Annotated in this window: 18 protein-coding genes; 7 read left to right on the top strand and 11 right to left on the bottom strand. The window is 63.9% G+C overall.

The annotated features are described in order from the left end of the window. From AXK60_RS27955 to AXK60_RS13790, 3 genes are all read right to left on the bottom strand, one after another. Positions 1-240: IS3 family transposase (locus AXK60_RS27955; RefSeq protein ID WP_175400024.1), on the bottom strand; the 240-nt coding region annotated here is incomplete at its 3' end. Between the two features lie 47 nt (positions 241-287). Continuing rightward, positions 288-575 (bottom strand): transposase, encoded by a 288-nt coding sequence (locus AXK60_RS13795; protein WP_068570321.1) that lies wholly within the window; start codon positions 573-575, stop codon positions 288-290. 592 nt (positions 576-1,167) lie between these two features. Next, positions 1,168-2,430 (bottom strand): hypothetical protein, encoded by a 1,263-nt coding sequence (locus AXK60_RS13790; protein ID WP_068571709.1) that lies wholly within the window; start codon positions 2,428-2,430, stop codon positions 1,168-1,170. A 217-nt stretch (positions 2,431-2,647) separates the two neighbouring features. On the opposite strand from AXK60_RS13790, the gene AXK60_RS13785 reads away from it, so the two are divergent. Together AXK60_RS13785 and AXK60_RS13780 are read left to right on the top strand one after the other, a co-directional pair. Continuing rightward, complete coding sequence (locus AXK60_RS13785) at positions 2,648-3,268, top strand: MerR family transcriptional regulator (protein WP_068571708.1); 621 nt, start codon at positions 2,648-2,650, stop codon at positions 3,266-3,268. Further along, complete coding sequence (locus AXK60_RS13780; protein WP_068571707.1) at positions 3,265-3,720, top strand: PIN-like domain-containing protein; 456 nt, start codon at positions 3,265-3,267, stop codon at positions 3,718-3,720. Before AXK60_RS13785 ends, AXK60_RS13780 begins: the two co-directional genes overlap by 4 nt. An 8-nt stretch (positions 3,721-3,728) precedes the next feature. Here AXK60_RS13780 and AXK60_RS13775 read toward each other — a convergent pair whose 3' ends face one another. The 4 genes from AXK60_RS13775 to AXK60_RS13760 all read right to left on the bottom strand — a co-directional run bounded on the left by AXK60_RS13775 (position 3,729) and on the right by AXK60_RS13760 (position 10,698). Then, positions 3,729-4,190, bottom strand: a complete 462-nt coding sequence (locus AXK60_RS13775) for a hypothetical protein (RefSeq protein ID WP_175400023.1) — start codon at positions 4,188-4,190, stop codon at positions 3,729-3,731. Positions 4,191-4,294: 104 nt separating this feature from the next. Continuing rightward, positions 4,295-4,672, bottom strand: a complete 378-nt coding sequence (locus AXK60_RS13770) for a hypothetical protein (RefSeq protein ID WP_068571705.1) — start codon at positions 4,670-4,672, stop codon at positions 4,295-4,297. A 9-nt stretch (positions 4,673-4,681) separates the two neighbouring features. Then, positions 4,682-7,435, bottom strand: a complete 2,754-nt coding sequence (locus tag AXK60_RS13765; RefSeq protein WP_068571704.1) for a class I SAM-dependent DNA methyltransferase — start codon at positions 7,433-7,435, stop codon at positions 4,682-4,684. Beyond that, positions 7,432-10,698 carry a helicase-related protein gene (locus tag AXK60_RS13760; RefSeq protein WP_068571703.1) on the bottom strand — a complete coding sequence of 1,089 codons (3,267 nt, stop codon included), beginning with the start codon at positions 10,696-10,698 and terminating at the stop codon, positions 7,432-7,434. Before AXK60_RS13760 ends, AXK60_RS13765 begins: the two co-directional genes overlap by 4 nt. Positions 10,699-10,820: 122 nt before the next feature. Between AXK60_RS13760 and AXK60_RS13755 the strand changes: the two genes are divergently transcribed. Together AXK60_RS13755 and AXK60_RS26510 are read left to right on the top strand one after the other, a co-directional pair. Further along, positions 10,821-11,402 carry a hypothetical protein gene (locus tag AXK60_RS13755; RefSeq protein WP_068571702.1) on the top strand — a complete coding sequence of 194 codons (582 nt, stop codon included), beginning with the start codon at positions 10,821-10,823 and terminating at the stop codon, positions 11,400-11,402. A gap of 20 nt (positions 11,403-11,422) precedes the next feature. Further along, positions 11,423-11,614, top strand: a complete 192-nt coding sequence (locus tag AXK60_RS26510; protein WP_139057964.1) for a hypothetical protein — start codon at positions 11,423-11,425, stop codon at positions 11,612-11,614. Between the two features lie 203 nt (positions 11,615-11,817). Here the strand turns inward: AXK60_RS26510 and AXK60_RS13750 are convergent, their stop codons facing one another. Continuing rightward, positions 11,818-12,195 (bottom strand): hypothetical protein, encoded by a 378-nt coding sequence (locus AXK60_RS13750; protein WP_068571701.1) that lies wholly within the window; start codon positions 12,193-12,195, stop codon positions 11,818-11,820. Positions 12,196-12,304: 109 nt separating this feature from the next. Continuing rightward, positions 12,305-12,547 (bottom strand): DUF6953 family protein, encoded by a 243-nt coding sequence (locus AXK60_RS13745; protein WP_068571700.1) that lies wholly within the window; start codon positions 12,545-12,547, stop codon positions 12,305-12,307. A 125-nt stretch (positions 12,548-12,672) separates the two neighbouring features. On the opposite strand from AXK60_RS13745, the gene AXK60_RS27035 reads away from it, so the two are divergent. From AXK60_RS27035 to AXK60_RS27830, 3 genes are read left to right on the top strand one after another with little or no spacing between them, the layout of a single operon-like run. Next, positions 12,673-12,846 carry a hypothetical protein gene (locus AXK60_RS27035; RefSeq protein WP_175400022.1) on the top strand — a complete coding sequence of 58 codons (174 nt, stop codon included), beginning with the start codon at positions 12,673-12,675 and terminating at the stop codon, positions 12,844-12,846. 4 nt (positions 12,847-12,850) lie between these two features. Beyond that, on the top strand, positions 12,851-13,012 hold the full coding sequence (locus AXK60_RS27030) for a hypothetical protein (RefSeq protein ID WP_175400021.1): 162 nt from the start codon (positions 12,851-12,853) through the stop codon (positions 13,010-13,012). Continuing rightward, entirely contained in the window at positions 13,009-13,131 is a 123-nt protein-coding gene (locus AXK60_RS27830; protein WP_280512889.1) for a hypothetical protein, read from the top strand. The genes AXK60_RS27030 and AXK60_RS27830 overlap by 4 nt, the downstream gene beginning before the upstream one ends. Before the next feature lie 65 nt (positions 13,132-13,196). Here AXK60_RS27830 and AXK60_RS13740 read toward each other — a convergent pair whose 3' ends face one another. Further along, positions 13,197-14,837: a hypothetical protein gene (locus AXK60_RS13740; protein WP_139057963.1), complete on the bottom strand. Its 1,641-nt coding sequence runs from the start codon at positions 14,835-14,837 to the stop codon at positions 13,197-13,199. Between the two features lie 114 nt (positions 14,838-14,951). Further along, positions 14,952-16,193, bottom strand: coding sequence for a glycosyltransferase family 4 protein (locus AXK60_RS25900; protein WP_082778027.1), 1,242 nt, complete (start codon positions 16,191-16,193; stop codon positions 14,952-14,954). Between the last annotated feature and the right edge of the window lie 185 nt (positions 16,194-16,378).

Below are 16,378 nucleotides of genomic sequence, written 5' to 3'. Positions count from 1 at the left end.
GATCCCAGCCACCCCGAGCATCCGCATCAACCGGGCGATTCGTTTGCGGCCGGTCCGTATCCCGCCGCCGAGCCGCAGGTCCGCGTGCACGCGAGGCGCGCCATAGCACCCACGGGATCCGGCATGAATATCACGGATCTTGTTGGCCAGGTGAGCATCTGACTCGTCCCGCGCAGAGGCGGGACGGCTCCGCCACTCGTAGAAGCCCGATGTCGAGACGTTCAGGACCCGGCAGGCCACCGCGACGGAGAACCCGTCGGCGGCGAGTTCACAGACCAGCCGGAATCCTATTTTGGGAGGATGTTCTCCCGCGCGAAGTACGCGCTGGCGCGTTTGAGGATCTCCACCTCCTGTTCCAGGCGCTTCTTATCGCGGCGCAGCTGGGCCAGCTCCGCGCGTTCGGTGGTGCTCAGGCCTTCTTTGCGGCCGGCATCGACATCGTCGATGCTCATCCACCTGCGCAAACACGACTCGGAGATACCGAGGTCCTTGGCGATCTGCGCGACGGAAGCACCGTCCTCACGGGTCAGGTTCACCGCGCGACGGCGGAACTCCTCAGGATGGGCAGCGGGCATGACTCGGACTCCTCTCCTGCAGCATCGACGCTACAGATCAGGTGTCCGGAGAACCGGGTCAAGCTCCCTCGGGCCGTCCGTCACGAACTCTCTTGCTCGGACCACTGTAATCCGAATGCTCGAACGGCACGGTTACCTGGACGCGACAGTCGAGGTGTCAGAGCTGCCCTACCAGAGCTGACCCGGGCTCTCCAGCCTACAGCGGTAGACGGACGTAGCGGCGAACTGCTGTCCACGGATGAGCTCGAGCAAATCGCTGCGGCTCGGGGTCACCCGTCGAATCGTTAGTGGAGGACCGCTTCCGACCGCAGCGCGGCGAGTATCGCCCCGAGGGCGCAGAACACCCCGGCGGCAGTTGCCGCCGGGGTGTCGCCTATCGCTGCTAGTGGCAGCGAAAACGTGACCTCCAGGCCCTACGCAGAGTGGGCCTTACGGTTTGGCTCGCGGCGGCTGAGGAGCCCTGTGATCGCGGCAGTGGCCTCCTCCTTGGTGAGGATTGAGGTGTTGCGCATCAGCGCACCTCCCGCGCCGGCGTACACGATGCGATCTGCCCGCTCGTGGCCGCGTGCGCTTGACTGCTTTCCCATCAGTGTCACCTTTCGCTTGCTCGTGGCCCGAGCGTACAACGGTCGTCCGACATTCTCCGGTAGGTGGTGTAGATCGCCAGCGCAAGTGCAAGGCCAGCTAGCGTGACCCACCCGACGGTCCTCCACGGTTCTCCCAGCGGGACGGCGAGGTAGCCAGCTGTAAGCACGAGGAGTGCGGCGAGTAGGAGGAGTACCCGCCGCGCCTTCCACAAATTCCGGGCGGTGATCCAGTCTTCGGGAGCTCGCGCGATCCATGTGAGAAGGAGGCCGCCTGCCGCCAGAACCATCGGGGGCAGCGAGGCGCCGAGCGGCGACTGGGGAAGTAGGTGGTGGTCGCGCGCGGCTCGGATAGCTACCCCGCCGAGTATGACCACCGCGACCGTCCAGGCAGAGAAATACATCGCTGAGTACGCCCCGTACCTGCGAGGAATGAGTCGGACCCGAAGAGTCGCGGTCGCGAATCTGTGGACAGGACGTCCCACGAAATGAGTGGTCGCCACATCTCCGGTCTCCCGAGCGATCGGGGAAGCGCCGCCGCCGTACACAGCGGTCTGTGCCAGCTCCGCGTCGGCAACCAGCAGGAGCGGCGGCGGAGAGAATTCGTAGTGCGTACTGGCAGCGAGACCGAAGTCGACGAAGACCCATTCGATCTCGGGGGCGCTTTCCTTGAAGAGGTCCTCTCGGGTCGGCTCGCGGTACTCGAACTTCACGATCGCGCGTCGGCCTACGATGTTTTCGTCGATCTCGACGATCATCAGGAACGTGGTCTGCATCTGCTGCACGAGCTGCGTCAGGTGTTCTGCGTGGCGGGGGTCGGGCTCCAATTCACGCACCGTTGCTTCGATCCTCCGCATGAGTGCGGCGTCGGGCGTCCCGGCGTGAAATACAGCTTCCGTGGCCACGGCGCGGAAGGCCTCCAGCTTGTCCGCTGCTGGGCTTGCATTCTCTGCCAGGGCTACCAGCATCGCGACCGAGTGTTCACCGTTTGCGCCCGTCTCGAGGATGGGGACCGCCTTGTCGCTCGGACCCCGCGCTGTGAACGCCCGCAGCGGACCCTTACGCATCGCCCCCACGGGCACCAGTGCGGCACCCTTGGATCCTTTCAGCGCCCACCGTTGCGGCAGGGTGAAGTCCACGGACACCCGGTGTACGCACTCGCCTGTCGCGACGATCTCGAGCCGCTCGACCTTGCGATGGATCCACGTATCCGACTCGAGCACGAGGTGGCCGAGCTTGATGCCGTTCGAGATCGCGCTGCCATCGTTCACGCGTGGATCCTCCCAGAATGTCGAGCGCCACGGTACGAGTCAGGACTCGATCACCCCCTGCCGTGCCGCGGGCGGCGGCGACCGAACGACGGCTCTCTGGTTCGCGCAGTGGGTGCGTCAAGGGTGCGGTCCAACGTCGCGTTCGCCACGTCCGTGACATACAGCGGTTGTAGGGTCACGTCCAACGGGACTCGATAGGCAGATGGGCGGAGGTGCGATGAGCTTTCCTGAAGATCTGACGATGGCGCTTACCGGCACTACTGAACATCAACTGCGAAACTGGCGGCGAACTGGGCTCCTCGTGCCGGAGGTCAGCGCTAGCAGGCCTCCGCTCTACTCGTTCCGCGACCTGGTTGCGCTCCGTACCGTGGCCAGACTTCGCTCCGGCACCTCACTCCAGAAGGTGCGGAAGGCGTTCGCGAAAATGCCGGAGTTCGACCTTACTGACCATCCGGCCGAATACCGCTTCGCGGTCGCCGACGACAGTATCGCGGTGTGGACCGACGAAGGGTTCTTGGATCTGGTCAAGAAGCCGGGCCAGTACCGGATCGTCTCGCTTGCCGACATTTTCAGGCCGTTTCGGAACCATCGTGACGACGAGGTGGTGGATTTCGAACGGCCGAGAGAGCGGCTGCGAGTCGACGCCCGACGCCTGGGTGGGTGGCCGACGATCGATGGGACGCGGGTGCCGTTCGACACCGTCGCCGATGCCGTGGGTGGTGATCACCCGATCAGCTTCGACAACCTCCGCCACTTCTACCCCGGCGTCAGCCCTGCTGCTGCGCAGGATGCAGTCGACTTCGCGGCGGCAATACACCGGAGGGGAAGATCTGCGTGAAGTTCTTCCTAGACGAGAATATGAACTACGGGTGCCTTGCGCCTCTGCGTGAGATCTATCGAGAGCACGAGTTTCGGCACATTCACGATGAAGGGATGTCTGGAGAGCAGGACATTCCCCTGTTCGCCCGCCTACGTGAGCAGAAATATGACGCGCTGCTGACCAAGGACCGAAACCAACTGACGGACGAAGCTGAGCGACGCGCGCTGTTCGATTCGGGGCTCCACTGGGTGGGGCACGTGTCAAAGGGGTTCCAGGGCTTGAAGGGGATCACCATGGAGACCGCCACGGTGACCGCGGGCCTGATTTACGTCCTGGAGGACTGGAGAGCGGAGCCGTACAGCTACCAGCTCAAGGGAATTCCCAGTGAGATCGGACAGCGTGTAAAGGTGCGGGCGGTCGCTCTCGACGGCTGGCGCCGCCCCCGCCGCGGCGGGCTAGGCATCGCGTAGCGTGACGCCTATGTCTTGCCCTGTTGCCGGTCGTACGCCTCTTCGCACTCAATTACCTGGTCCTGGTAGTACATCGACATCGCTGCCCACTCGAGGTAGGGGCGATCGAGCGTCGCGATGACGGGGAGCTTCGATTTGGACACCTCGACAGGCTCAGTGCCCCACTTCATGACGAACTCGTCGAACCAGGTGTCGCCGAGCGGAAAGTCCCCGAACAGTGCGTCGCAGCGCCGGCACCCGTGCGACAGGTAGGTCGTCCGCATCGTCTTCGAGCGCCGCGGCATGATCGTCTGCGCGTACTCCTTGTCGCCGGACGTATGGAGGAACTCCTGGATGTAGGGCAGAGCCTTCTCCGAGGTGATCATCTCGGAGTCGTGCTGGTGTTTGCGGCCGTCGGCGTTCCAGTACCGGGTGTGTACCAGCCACGGGACGAGGCACTTCTCGTTGCAGCGCCAGCATTCGTAGGGCATGCCGCGGAGCGTGATCGGGAAACGGTAGTCCGACAGCTCGTTCAACGCGAAACGGGCTGTGTCGAGGAACGGGCTCGTGCGCCGAACGGGACCTGTCACCGCGGTCACCGCCGTTTCTGCAGCGCGATGTCGACTCGCTTCCCCAGCACCTTCAGCAGCGTGTGCGTGTCCACCTGATCGAGCGTCAGGAGGCGCTCCGGGTGCGTGATCCGCGACAGATCCTCAGCCGAGGGCTCAGGCACCTCGAGGGCGACGGTGCGCGCGTACTCGGAGGCGATGTTCTCGAAGCTGAGGCCGCTGTCCTCCGTTGACCACGCCTCGCTTACGAACCAGTTCGCGATGAACACGCGGGTGCGGGGGATCAGTGTCCACACTGTCGCGCGTTCGAGCTCAGTGCGGCCCTTCGGCCGGGTGATGCCCAGCCATTGCAGTTCGCCGACGCTGTCGACGATCTCCCAGAACTGCCACGCTGTCGGAGCCACGGTCGCACCTCAGCCCTTCTTCGTTGAGATCATCGCTGCATATCGTTTGAACAGCAGCTGCTGTCGGGATACCTCGTCGTCGACTCCCTCGATCCCGAAGATCCCGTCGATGACCTTGTCCAGCTCCTCGTGGGCGGCGGCGACGTCGGCGGGTGTCCGGTCGGGGTCGTAGACGTCCGCTAGCGAGGAACCGGGGTGGTTCTCACGGCTGGTGATGATCTGTGCCGCAGCAGCTGTCACTGCTTGATGCTGCTCTCGGGTGATCGGAGGGAACGGGAACGTGTTGTAGACGAAGGTATTCGAGAACCGAAGATCGGACTTGATCCGCCCACCAATGCCGCGCATCCAGGCGATGAACATCGACGATGACAACAGGCCGAGGACGAACCCGTCAGGGTCAGGTGCCAAGAAGTTCGCGTCTCCGCAGATGACGTCCGGAGATAATCGACGGGCTGTGAAGAACCGCCGCTGCTCTCCGACGTGCCGGGGAATCGCGAGATAGTCAACGTCAGGGTGACGACGTTCGTCGAACAGGTGCGGCGTCGCAGCCTTCCTCACGGTTGCAGCCTTCTTGCTGTTCTCCCGCATTTCCTTGACCGCGGCCACCCGCTCGCGGAGTACCGGGCTTGCCGAGATGTCGGTTTCGGGTGCCCCCGGCAGCCATACACACCACCGGGGCAGGTCGTGAATCAGTTCACGCGCTCCGACGAACCGGCGTAGGTATCGCGCGGCAATCGGGTCGGTGGCCACATTGTCATGCTGATCGCGAGACACCAGTAGGTTGCCTCCGTCGGTCGGCTTGTTTCCGTAGTCCACGTCCGGTAGCGACTCAGACATGGGCGCGGTCCGACTACTCACGAGGACTGTGATCGCGTCGCACAGGTAGGGGTTGATGTTCGGGATCTGATGCCGCTCGGCTTCGCCCCTGCCGCCATCGGCGTACGTCCACAGCACCGGCACCGGTGCCGTCAGTTTGTCGAAGCCCACGATGGACACGTGGACCGCAGCACCGCCCGTGGCCTCAGTTACCCATCGGAACGAGCGGTGAGCGAAGCGGCATCGCCACCCGGCTTCCAGGATGGGTCGCCAGAGGAACTCGACTGCTTCACCCTGACAGATCGAGTTCGTGGATACGTATGCCCAACGGCCTGCGTAGGCGCCGTAGAAGTCGATCGCCTTGGCGTACCAGCAGGTGACGTAGTCGAGGTAGCCGTTGTACCGGGCTCCCCAAATGGCCTTGGTATCCGCTGTCTGGGCCGCCGTCTTGGTGTACTGGCCGATGAACGGTGGGTTACCGAGGATCACGACGTGGTCCGACGGGGCGACCACCGTGGCCCAGTCCGTGTGAAGGGCATTGGCGTGGAGGATGGTCGGAGCGATGGCGATTGGCAGGCGGTCGGGAGCCTCGCCGAACTCTTCCGTCATCTGCTGGTTGGCGAGGTGGTCCACCAACAGCATCGCGGTCTCCGCGATCCGGGCCGGCCATTCCTCGATCTCGATACCGAAGAAGTGGTCGAGCGTGACCTTGATTTCCGAAGTGACGTCGAGTGACAGTTGAGCGCGTTCGACCTTCTTCCCCGCCGCGATTGCCGCCATGTCGAGATCGCGGCGGCGCTTGAGGATATCGAGTTCAAGGGCTCGGAGCTCCCGGTAGGCGACGATGAGGAAGTTGCCACACCCACAGGCGGGATCGAGGAATCGCAGCTTCGCCAGATCGTTGTGGAGGCGGGTGAGCTGCCCCTTGTCGTCCCACGCCCGTTCGAGCCGTTCGCGATACTCGTCGAGGAACAACGGCTGGATCGTCTTGAGGATGTTCTCCTCAGTCGTGTAATGCTCCCCGCCGTGTCGGCGCGCTTCCTTGCTCTTGACGGTCTGGAACATCGACCCGAAGACCGCCGGGGAGATGACCGACCAATCGAAATCGCTGGCCTCAAGGAGCGCGTCGCGGAACCCTCCGGGTAGTTGTGGAAGCCGGAGGTCGCCGTGGAATAGTCCGCCGTTGATGTGCCGGAATCTGGCAAGGGGTGAATCCGCGGGGAGATCGCGGTCATCTTCGTCGACGTCGAGGGTGCCGAACAATTCAATCAGCTGCTTGTGCAGGTCCTCCGGTGTGGTGTTATCGCGAAGGAATTCTGCGAACGCATGAGCAGGCTTCGGCTTCCACATGTCGGTGTCGTCGCCGAACAGCAGGAACAACAGTCGCGCGAGCAGCAGGGTCGCATCGTGTTCACCGACGCCAGCAGTTTCGAGATGGGTATACAGCGTGCCCATGAGCCGTGCAGCCGCGACTGATGCCGTCTCAGCCTCGCGGTCGAACGCGTCGCGCATCCGCTCCAAGAGCGTGACAAGTGGCAAGTCTTCGTCGAAGTCGAGCTCGATCGCGCGGAGGCGGTCGGTGAGGTGAGTGTGCCGGTCACCGACGAGGTGCTGGTGGACGACAAGCTTGGCGTTCATCGATCCGAGCTGCGCGCGACGCGGCCAACGCCACTCCTGTCGCTGTTCGTCGGTGAAGATGACGAGCCGTTCCAGGTTGTCCTTGCCGACGAGCACGTCGAGTTGCCGTTGGACCGGCCGCGGAGGCAGGGTCGTGCAACGCCAGATCCGCAGGCCCTTGTAACCGGCGACCTGGTTCAGGGTGTAGTCCACGCCGTCAACGTCGAACGTCAGCGGTGGGCGATCGGGGTTGTCCCAGCCGAGTTCGTCGATGAACAGGGTGCGGAAGTCGCAGGCGTCGACGAGGTCGAGGAGGCGGTGGTCGGTCATAGTGCGATTCCCATGGTCGAGACGATGCGGATAGGGTCCTTGCCGGTGCGCGCGGTGACTGTGAGGTCGCCGTCGCGGTGTAGGGCAGTGATCAGGGTGGCGAGCTCGTCGTCGGTGGCTCCGTTGCGCACGGCCCTTCTCAGACGATTCTCGGAGTCCTTCGTCAGTGGGTGCTGGTACAGGTCATCGAGCGCAGCTGCGGTGTCGGCGTTGTGGTTGTGCAGGGTCTCGCCCAAACGCCGCCACAGGGTTCGTCGGACACCGCGGAGCCTGCCAGCGGCGAGTGTCGGCGTCGCGAGTGGTCCGCGCACCAGGGCCTCGATCAGGGCGTCGTGTTGTTCTGTCGGCTCGAGCCCGGGTTCCTCCGGTACCGCCTCGAAAGTCTTGAGCACCTCGTGCCCGGTGAGGAGTGAGGTGGTCCCGGCCGAGTCAGCGCGGCCGAAACCGTCGATGCCGGAATCGGTGCGGACGTAGCAGACTACGCCGGTGTCGCTGTCGGTGATGCGTTCGCGGCGGGTCGCGGAGATCATGTCGGGCAGGCCCGCGATCTTCGCAGCGAGGTCGGCGTCGTCCTTAGTCGCGTTGGTCCAGTGCTGGTAGGCGAGGCTTGAGGCGTCGACGTCGTCGGCGGAGTCCTGATCGTCGAGCGATCCGTTGTACAGGTCGGCGATCGCCTTGGTCTCTCCGTCCGATCCGAAGAACAGCTCGTCCGACCCGAACGCCTCGGCATTGGCGTGCAGCCGATCGCTGATGCGTCGCCTGAGGTCGATGACGTTGTCGACGGACTCGTGGAAGAACGAGTACAGCAGGACGGTGTCGGCCTTCTGCCCGACGCGGTCGACACGGCCGGCACGCTGGATCAGCCGGATGATCGCCCAAGGGAGGTCATAATTCACGACGATGTGCGCGTCCTGAAGATTCTGGCCCTCACTCAGGACGTCGGTCGCGATCAGGACGCGCAGCTCGTTCTCCGGGGTGACGTCAGAGTCGTGGCCGGGGAGCGCGTTGGACTTGGGGGAGAACCGGTGAGCCAGACGCGTCGGATCCTCGCTGTCGCCGGTCGCGACTCCAACGGCCTGGATGCCGTTGGCCCGCAGTGCGGCGCCGATGTACTCGGCGGTGTCCTTGTACTCGGTGAACACGAGCACCTTCTCCGCCGGATGGTCGGACTGCAGCAGGTGGATGAGCGCCTGGAGCTTCGAATCCGTCTCCGGCCTCCAGTCGCCGTAGGAGTTGAGCAGGGCACGCAGCGCTGCGGTGTCAGCCTGCAGCATTTCTCGGAGCACAGGGGTGAACAGTCCAGGGCTGATCCAGGTCAAGCCCGCGGGGCCCGCTTCTGATAACGCCGCATACCGATTCGCGACCGATGTCGAGTAATCGCCGTCGCCTTCGCCGTTCGGGTCGTCGTCGTCCTCGCCGAACTGGTTCTCGGTGATCGTGCCAGCGGGAATGGGCAGGTCGTTGTCGATCGCGTAGAGGAACAATTCGTTTCGGGCGACGTGCCGTTTGAGGGACAGCGTGAACGAGTGCCCGCAGGACGAAAGCCGCTTGTAGAACGTGGTGCGGACGAACCCTGCGACGTTGCCGCGGCCGCGGGCGAGGTTGTCGATGAACTCGCGCTCCGACTCTGTCGGTGCCGCCGTCGGTGAGAGATAGTTGCCGAGCTCGTAGCGCGGCAGGCGCAGCGCAGTGATGGTGTCGAGGGTGGTGTTGCCGGCCATGACGGCTGCAGGGTCATTGGGGCCGAAGGAGTGATCGACCGGCTTGGGGATGCGCTGTGGGAAGGAGAACCGGGTGCCGTCGGAAAACTCCAGGTACTGCTGCCCGGCCTCGTCAGTCTGCGCAAAGTTGTTCTTGATGAACGTCCGGGTGCGGCGGACCAGGTGCTCGCTCATCAGGCGCTTCCAGTCGTCGGCATCCTCGGACCGCCGGAAGGCGGCCATCGTCGTCGTCTTGCCGTCGACCTTGTCGATCAGGCGCGGGTCGGCGTTGATCGCGTTCACCGGGGAGATGCCGAGATCGTCATCATCGTCGATGTACAGGCCGAGCTGGTTGGCCACGTCCACGAATCGGATGTTGTACGGCGTGGCTGTGAGGAGCAGGGCCTTGCTGTCGTTGGCGTGGATGTAATCCTGGATCGCCTTGTAGTCGCGGCGGGAGTCGTTACGCAGCGTGTGGGACTCGTCGACGATCACGAGCTGGTAGCGCCGCAGCGCGGGCAGGATCGCATGCGCCATCGAGTACGGCACCACCCGCCCGTGCAGCTCGTATGCCTCGAAGTGTTCCTCCCACATCGACACGAGGTTCTTCGGGCACACGACCAGCGGCGTGTAGCCGTGCTCATCACGCAGCATCAGCGCGACAGCTATCGCCGTCAGTGTCTTGCCGAGGCCGACGACGTCGCCAAGCATGGTCCCGCGACGCGTCATGATCCGCCGAGCCAGGGTCTGAACAGCTGTGGCCTGGTAGTCGAGTAGTTGCTCGCGGATCGCGGACGGCACTGCGTATTCCGCGAGCCCCTCCCTCACGTCACGAGAGAGGTCGTAGCAGACCTTCAGGAACACGTCGTACGGCCGGCGGGGCTCCCGCCGGGCCCAAGACTCGTCGAGCAGGTCCAAGATCTCGGCGGTGATGGGACGGCTGAACTTGTCGGACCACCGGTCCTCGAACCACTGGGCAAGGTCCTCGGCTGCGGCCAGGTCAACGACGTCGACGTTGAGCTCGTAGTTGACGGTGAGGCCTGGGCGAGTTAGGTTCGAAGAGCCGACGAACCCCGTGATCGGGTTGTTGAGATCCTCGCGGTGGCACACGTACGCCTTGCCGTGCAACGGCCGTCGGGTGAATACCTTGATCTCGATCGCGCCCGAAGACAGCAGGTCCCGCAGCGACTGCAGGGTGGCGCGGTCAGCGGCTGTTGGGAGTCCACGCATCAGTTGAACTCGGAGTTGCTCGATCAACACCGCCTTTCGCTCGCGCTGAGCGTTGCCGTCAGCGTCGGGTTCGGAGGTGCCTTCGAGCCCCGCTTGCAGCGCGTCCAGCGTCTCTTGCTGGACGCCTGCGGTCACCATCCCGATGAGGATTCTGACGATCGGCGGGTCGCCTTCGTTCCAGTCAGCCGCCTTGGCCCCTACCAACTGGTCGAAAACGCCCCACCCGCGCAGGTTGAAGTACCCGACGGCGACGTCCATGCGGTCCGACACCTCGACCGTCTTGAGCAGGTGGGATCCGAGATCCTGCTTGATGTTGTCGAAAATCCGTGTCACGTCGCGCCCCCTACGCCCGAACTGTCCTCGTACCCTGTGTTTCTACATCACTCAGGCGACAGGTTTCGCTGTGAGCCGGAAACTCTCAAAACGGGCCCTGGGTGCCCCGGTAGCCTCATGCCGTGGACAAGAAGCTGGTCAAGTCCGTCGGCGAGCACTGGGTCTGCTCCGAACTCGCACGCCGCGGCTGGGCGACCGCGCTCACCCGTGACGGTCTGGCGCGCACCGACATCCTCGCGGTCAACACGGAGCTGCCGGATCGGCCGATGATCGAGCTGCAGGTCAAGACCGTCACGCAGCAGCGCCCGGGCCAGTCGGTGCGGTGGCTGGTGGGCAAGACCGTCGGCCAGAACGACGCCTCCGACCGCGAGTGGTTCGTCCTCGTGGTGGTGCCGCCGGGCGATTCTCCGTTGAAGGGCTACGTGATCCCGCGCGATCACCTCACCGCCGCGACGCACCTGCAGCACACCGACTGGCTCAAGACCCCGAACCCGAAGCGGGAGCGGCGAGCTGGGATGGATCAGGCGCGCCTGCACGACACGAAGATCGAGAACTACAGCGGCCGGTGGGACCTGCTCGAGCGGCCGACGTCCGAGAGCCCGGACCTGCTGCCGGCCGAGCTGACGGCGCTGATCGACGACCCGCGCGTGGGGTTGCCGGACGGGCATCCGTGGCTCGACGGGAAGCGCCCCGCGGCGGGGTGACCTGGCCTTAGGATCACGGAATGGCGCCCAAGTACGGTCAGTGGATCAGGGAACCTCGTTCGGCAGACTGCCCAGACTGCGGCGCCGACAGTATGCCCGTCCGGCACATTCCGGACCTTGGCGTGGAACAGCGCAAGTGCGACGACGGACATCTGTTCACGGCGCAAGCATGGGTCACTGGCAAGCTCAGCGAGTCCGAACGCTTTGACTGAACCCGAACCTCCCAGCCTCCCCGCCTGGGTCGAGGCCGAGTTCGCGAACCGGCGCCGGTTCTGGACCACGCTCCAGGACGGCGGCGCGCTCACCCCGGAAGCTGAGGCTGAGGCGATCCGGCGGGAGGTTCAGGAAACGGGGGAATAGGCGCCTGTCCAGCGCCCGCGACGTCAGGACGGCAATTCAGAACACCGAGCGCAGCTCAGTGGTAGCTGACCGGGTTCCGCCCCTTCGCCTCGAAGTCCTTCAGGAAGTAACGCCTGTAGGCCGGATCCCCAGGGCCCAGTACTCGGCCCACGACCGCCTGCTTGTAGCCGCCGGCCTTCATCTCGATGTCCTCGATATGGTCGATCGCCGCGACAATCTGGATCGCCCCGTCGAACGACATCGTGGCGACGCGCTCCTCGTGCGCCGCGCTGCCAAGGTTCCAGACTCCCCGATTCTGCTCGAAGATGTCCTCAGCGGACAGATCGGGATCCCACCCACACCACGTGCGGTTCCAGATGCAGTCGTCAGTGGTCCCTCCTTCGGGGGCGGGCGGGTTCCTCCAACGGCTCTTGAGCCTGAAGTTCAGTGGCATCCGACCATTGTTCACCGAGCCGAAAGTTGTGGCGGCTCACTCACGAAACTCGGGGCGAACCGCGCCGTGCTGGCTCTGGGACGGAACGTGCCGCAACTTGGACCCGAGGCTAGCGGCCCTCGAGTTCCCACCCGAGGATGTGGCGATTCCAGGCGATGCCAGCCGCCGCCTTCTGCGAGTTGAATCTGTCGAGGACCGAGCGGCGGATCCTCCGGTTTCCACTCATCTCATCGATGTAGACCGCGGCCTGGCCGTACCGTTCCTCAAGGTGGTCGGCAACCTCGATCTGCAGTGCGCACCCCGCCGAGCGGATGTACGCGACCATGGCGGCGGCGATTTCGGTGCTGCTCATGCACGGCACAGTAGCGGCGGCCACCGACATCCTTTGCGCGGTCAAGGACGTACGGCGTTGTCCGGCACGCGCTGCCGAGCGCCGGTTCCATCACCCAAAGTCAGCCCCGCGCGCATACTGAGCCCATGACCATCACGCGCACCATCACCGGCGCCACCGCCGTCACCGCGCTCCTCCTCGTCTTCGTGCTGACGGGCGCGCCGGCGTGGGCGTACCTGCTCCCGGCGCTGGTCCTGGTGGTGGAGGTCGCGATGGCCGCGTTGGCCAACCGAATCGACCGCGCCACGGCGCTCGCGTGATCAGGTGACCGACCCAGAGCCGCGCGACCTCCCCGCCTGGGTCGAGCAGGAGCTGGCGAACCGCCGCGCCTACTGGCAGGTGCTGCGCGACGGTGGCCTGCTGTCGCCGGAGGCTGAGGCTGAGGCTGAGTCGATCCGCCGCGAGGTGGAGGGGCTAGGGGAGTGACCGACGCTCTCCTCGCCAGCGTCCTCGCCCTGGCGACCTTCTACGGGATCCGGTGGCTGCACGACTTCTTCCAGCGGATCAACGCGCGCCCAGCCGAGGAGCTCGAACGCGAGGATTGAATGCGCACGCTCCGTGACGACGCCTGCTCACGCCGAAGAATGCTAATGGTCGTCCACTTTTCCAGTCACATCAGGTATCTAAGATCCCGCGGCACCATACCAGCAGATCGAAGAGGGTGGTACTCGCTGCCGAGTCGAATATCACCGAGATCGCCCAGCAACGGCAACTTCGCGGCCTGCTTGAGGCGGCCTGCGAGTCTGAACTTGATATTGGGCTGTGCACTTGCTTCGACCCAATCGATCTGGTCGACGAATGTGCGAATCGAGGCCACGTCGCCGACCCTCACGGCGGCCGCGATCACAGTGTCGACAACGGTAAGCCGTCGGTCAGCGGGAACGCTCGGTAGTGCAGCGCTTAGCCGTGATAGCGCGTGTTCATACTTGGCGGCTCTGACTCGAGAAAAAGATCTTCGCTGGAGCGTGCGAGCAACAGCCATGCTCTCAATTTGTAAGCGGTAGCGTTGTGCACCGAGTTTCATCTGATCAGACACGTTGTCTTCGATCTTCTCGAGCAGGTCGTGCGCGAGCACGACATCCCCGGATAGGGCGGCCAGGGCGACAGATCTGACCTGTAGATCAGCCTTGATGATCTGGTAGTCCTCAATCCGGTGATCGACTTCGGCAAAGGCCTCCGTCGCCAGCTTTAACTCGTCACCGGCGGCGTCGAGGAAACCGTGGAGTTGCAGAACGTGCGCCCGGGTCTTCCGACCGTTTGCCGCGATCCGCCTCGCGCCAGGGGCGTCCGCGGTCGCCTCACGGATCCAGGCAGACGTCCACGTCAGTGCCATCAGCGACTCCGCGTCGCGGAAAATGTTCGCCCCGACCTCGAGCAGCCATGCTCGTAAGTTAGGACCGACGGACACGGGGTCAGGAGCCGCTGACAACGCGTGCTGGAGCAAAAGTGGTAGCGCCGCGAAATCACCAATACGCCATGCGTGTTCCAACTGCCTAAGCGCCTCGGCAGGATCGCTCTCGAGCGAAGACCGCATAACCAGGATGTCGTGCGCGGCTCCCTCCGGTGACACCTTGGGTGACAGCGGGAGAGTCCGGCGGGCTCGATGCCTCACACGGGTGCGCGTCGTTCGGTCGCGACCGACAGGGAGAATTCGGACTGTCGTTGGAAGGTCCGCCAGATCGGCCGCAGCGAGGTAAAAGCCATCGGCCTCGTCTATCGAACCCTGTATTCGGGCGGCAGCAGCCTGGACAAGTCCGGAGATGACCTTCTCGCGAGTCGTGATGTGCTTGGTGCGCTCGAATCCGAACTTCGAGGCGTGCCTAGCGATCGCTTCATCAACCGTTGCTAGGTGCCGATGCAAGTCGCGCGGCTGCAGACCTAGATCCGATGCGATCACCACCCGGGAGACCTTGCGGCCCTCCACCGACGCACTGCGGGCCCATGTGATCGCATCGCGAGCCACGCACTCGCCCTCTTGGAGCATGCGGTTGAGCGTTGCTACCAGACTGCGCGCACAGGCCACTGGATCGGTGTTCCATTCACGGATTGCGAACCCCGGTGCTTCCGTGCGGAAGTGCGCCGAGATGTTGAACTGCTCCCAGAGCCAGCGGCGCATCAAGTTCACTTCTGCCGACGTGATCACCGGCAACTGGCCGAGCCCGGATTCCGTATGCGTCAAGGATGCCGGTTTCTGCAACGGTCGCCCTCCTAGCGTGACTCGTCCCTGCTGTCTGCGTTTCATGGTGTCCATGACGACGAATAATGCCCCTGACAAGCCCGACGCAGAACGTCGGTACCGCCGCGCTCGATGGATCGGTGTGACCACTCGTATCCTCGCCAACCTAGCAACTGTGGCGTGGCGAGCCTACGAGTACTTCACCTCGTGATCGAAGTCCTGATCAGCCGTGTCTGCCGCGCCCCTCGCCAAGGGGCGCGGCAGTTCTACGTCGAGGGCTTGGTCGATGGCATTCATCAGTCCTCCTGCAGTTCGTTCGACTGTGAACTTTGACGCATGGCGTAAGCCAGACACGGACCTTTGCTGGAGGGAATCGGGGTCGGCAAGAAGTTCGGCGACTGCGTTGGCGATGGATCCCGCAGAGTCGGCGTGTACAGCCTCTGCTCCGCAGATCTCGTCGATCGCGGTGCCGGGCCGAGCGATGACGGCACACCCGTTCGCGAGACCTTCAAGTGCTGGCAACCCGAAACCCTCTGCCGTTGAAGGAGCACACAAGATCTTCGAGGCTCGGTAGAACTCTCCGAGGCGAATGTCGTCTATCGCTGTGTGATATTCAAGCCAACCGTTCGCCTGACCTCGTTCAATGGATCGCGATACCTTGGCCCCGTAATCAGAGAAGAGGGTGCTTGGTGAGCCGACCATGCAGGCGCGAAAGCGCGGTAAAATGTCAGCCAGGGAACCCCAGGCATCGAGCATCGTCAACTGGTTCTTGCGTGGCTCGAACTTACTTACGTGGATGATGTCATTCGCACGTTCAGCTATGATAGGGATTGGTGTGCTGACCAAGCTTGGATCTGGCGCCAACGGTAGCACCTCGATCTTCCTGATAGTCTCTGGAAAATGCCTTTCGAGGCTCGACCTTGATGCCGAAGAAACCGTCAGGACTACTGCTGCGTTCTTGACTGCGAGATCGTAGTAGGCTCGATAAAGGTCCGCTGCCCAGCGATGTTCCTCGGACGGGATGGAACCAAGCAGAGCGGCGCTTACGCCGCGCAAACCCTCGACGCCGAACGCGCGTTCTGCATCCGACGCGCCAGGTAAGCGTGCGCCAGGTTCGAGTGGAAAGGTGTCGTGAAGGATTCGCACTTGAGGGCATTTTGTCCATGGCGAGTTGTAGAACTGCGGTGCAACGAAGCAGTCGATATCAAGCGTGTCGAGCAGAGTCGATAGGCCATAGAGGTCGCGCAACGACAATAGCGGAGGATCGTAGGGTACCAACTCGGCTTCAGGGAACTGGTCGCGGAGCTCCTCGACGGGGCCCAGCAGGACCAATCGGATTGGCAACAGGCTGAGCGCTGTCGCGACCAGCCGGGTTACGCGAGCCACGCCGTTATCTCGCTGGCGTCGTGCATCGAGCGCAACCCTAATCATGGCGACATTCTCACAGACGACGCGGACTTTTGTGCTCGGTCCGAGACACCTGGGACAGCCGTCGTCCTATCAGCGGCGTTAAGGCTTTGGTCAATGACAGTGCTGGCGCGGAACGCGCCGGGCATCGGCAGCTCCGATGCGGGCCGCATGCCCGGTCTCTCGTGGTACGAACTGCCCGAGGGCTT

This window comes from Tsukamurella pseudospumae (assembly GCF_001575195.1).
GTDB classification, from domain to species: Bacteria; Actinomycetota; Actinomycetes; order Mycobacteriales; family Mycobacteriaceae; genus Tsukamurella; species Tsukamurella pseudospumae.
Note: the sequence above shows the minus strand (reverse complement) of the source record. Positions and strands in the feature narration are given on the sequence as shown.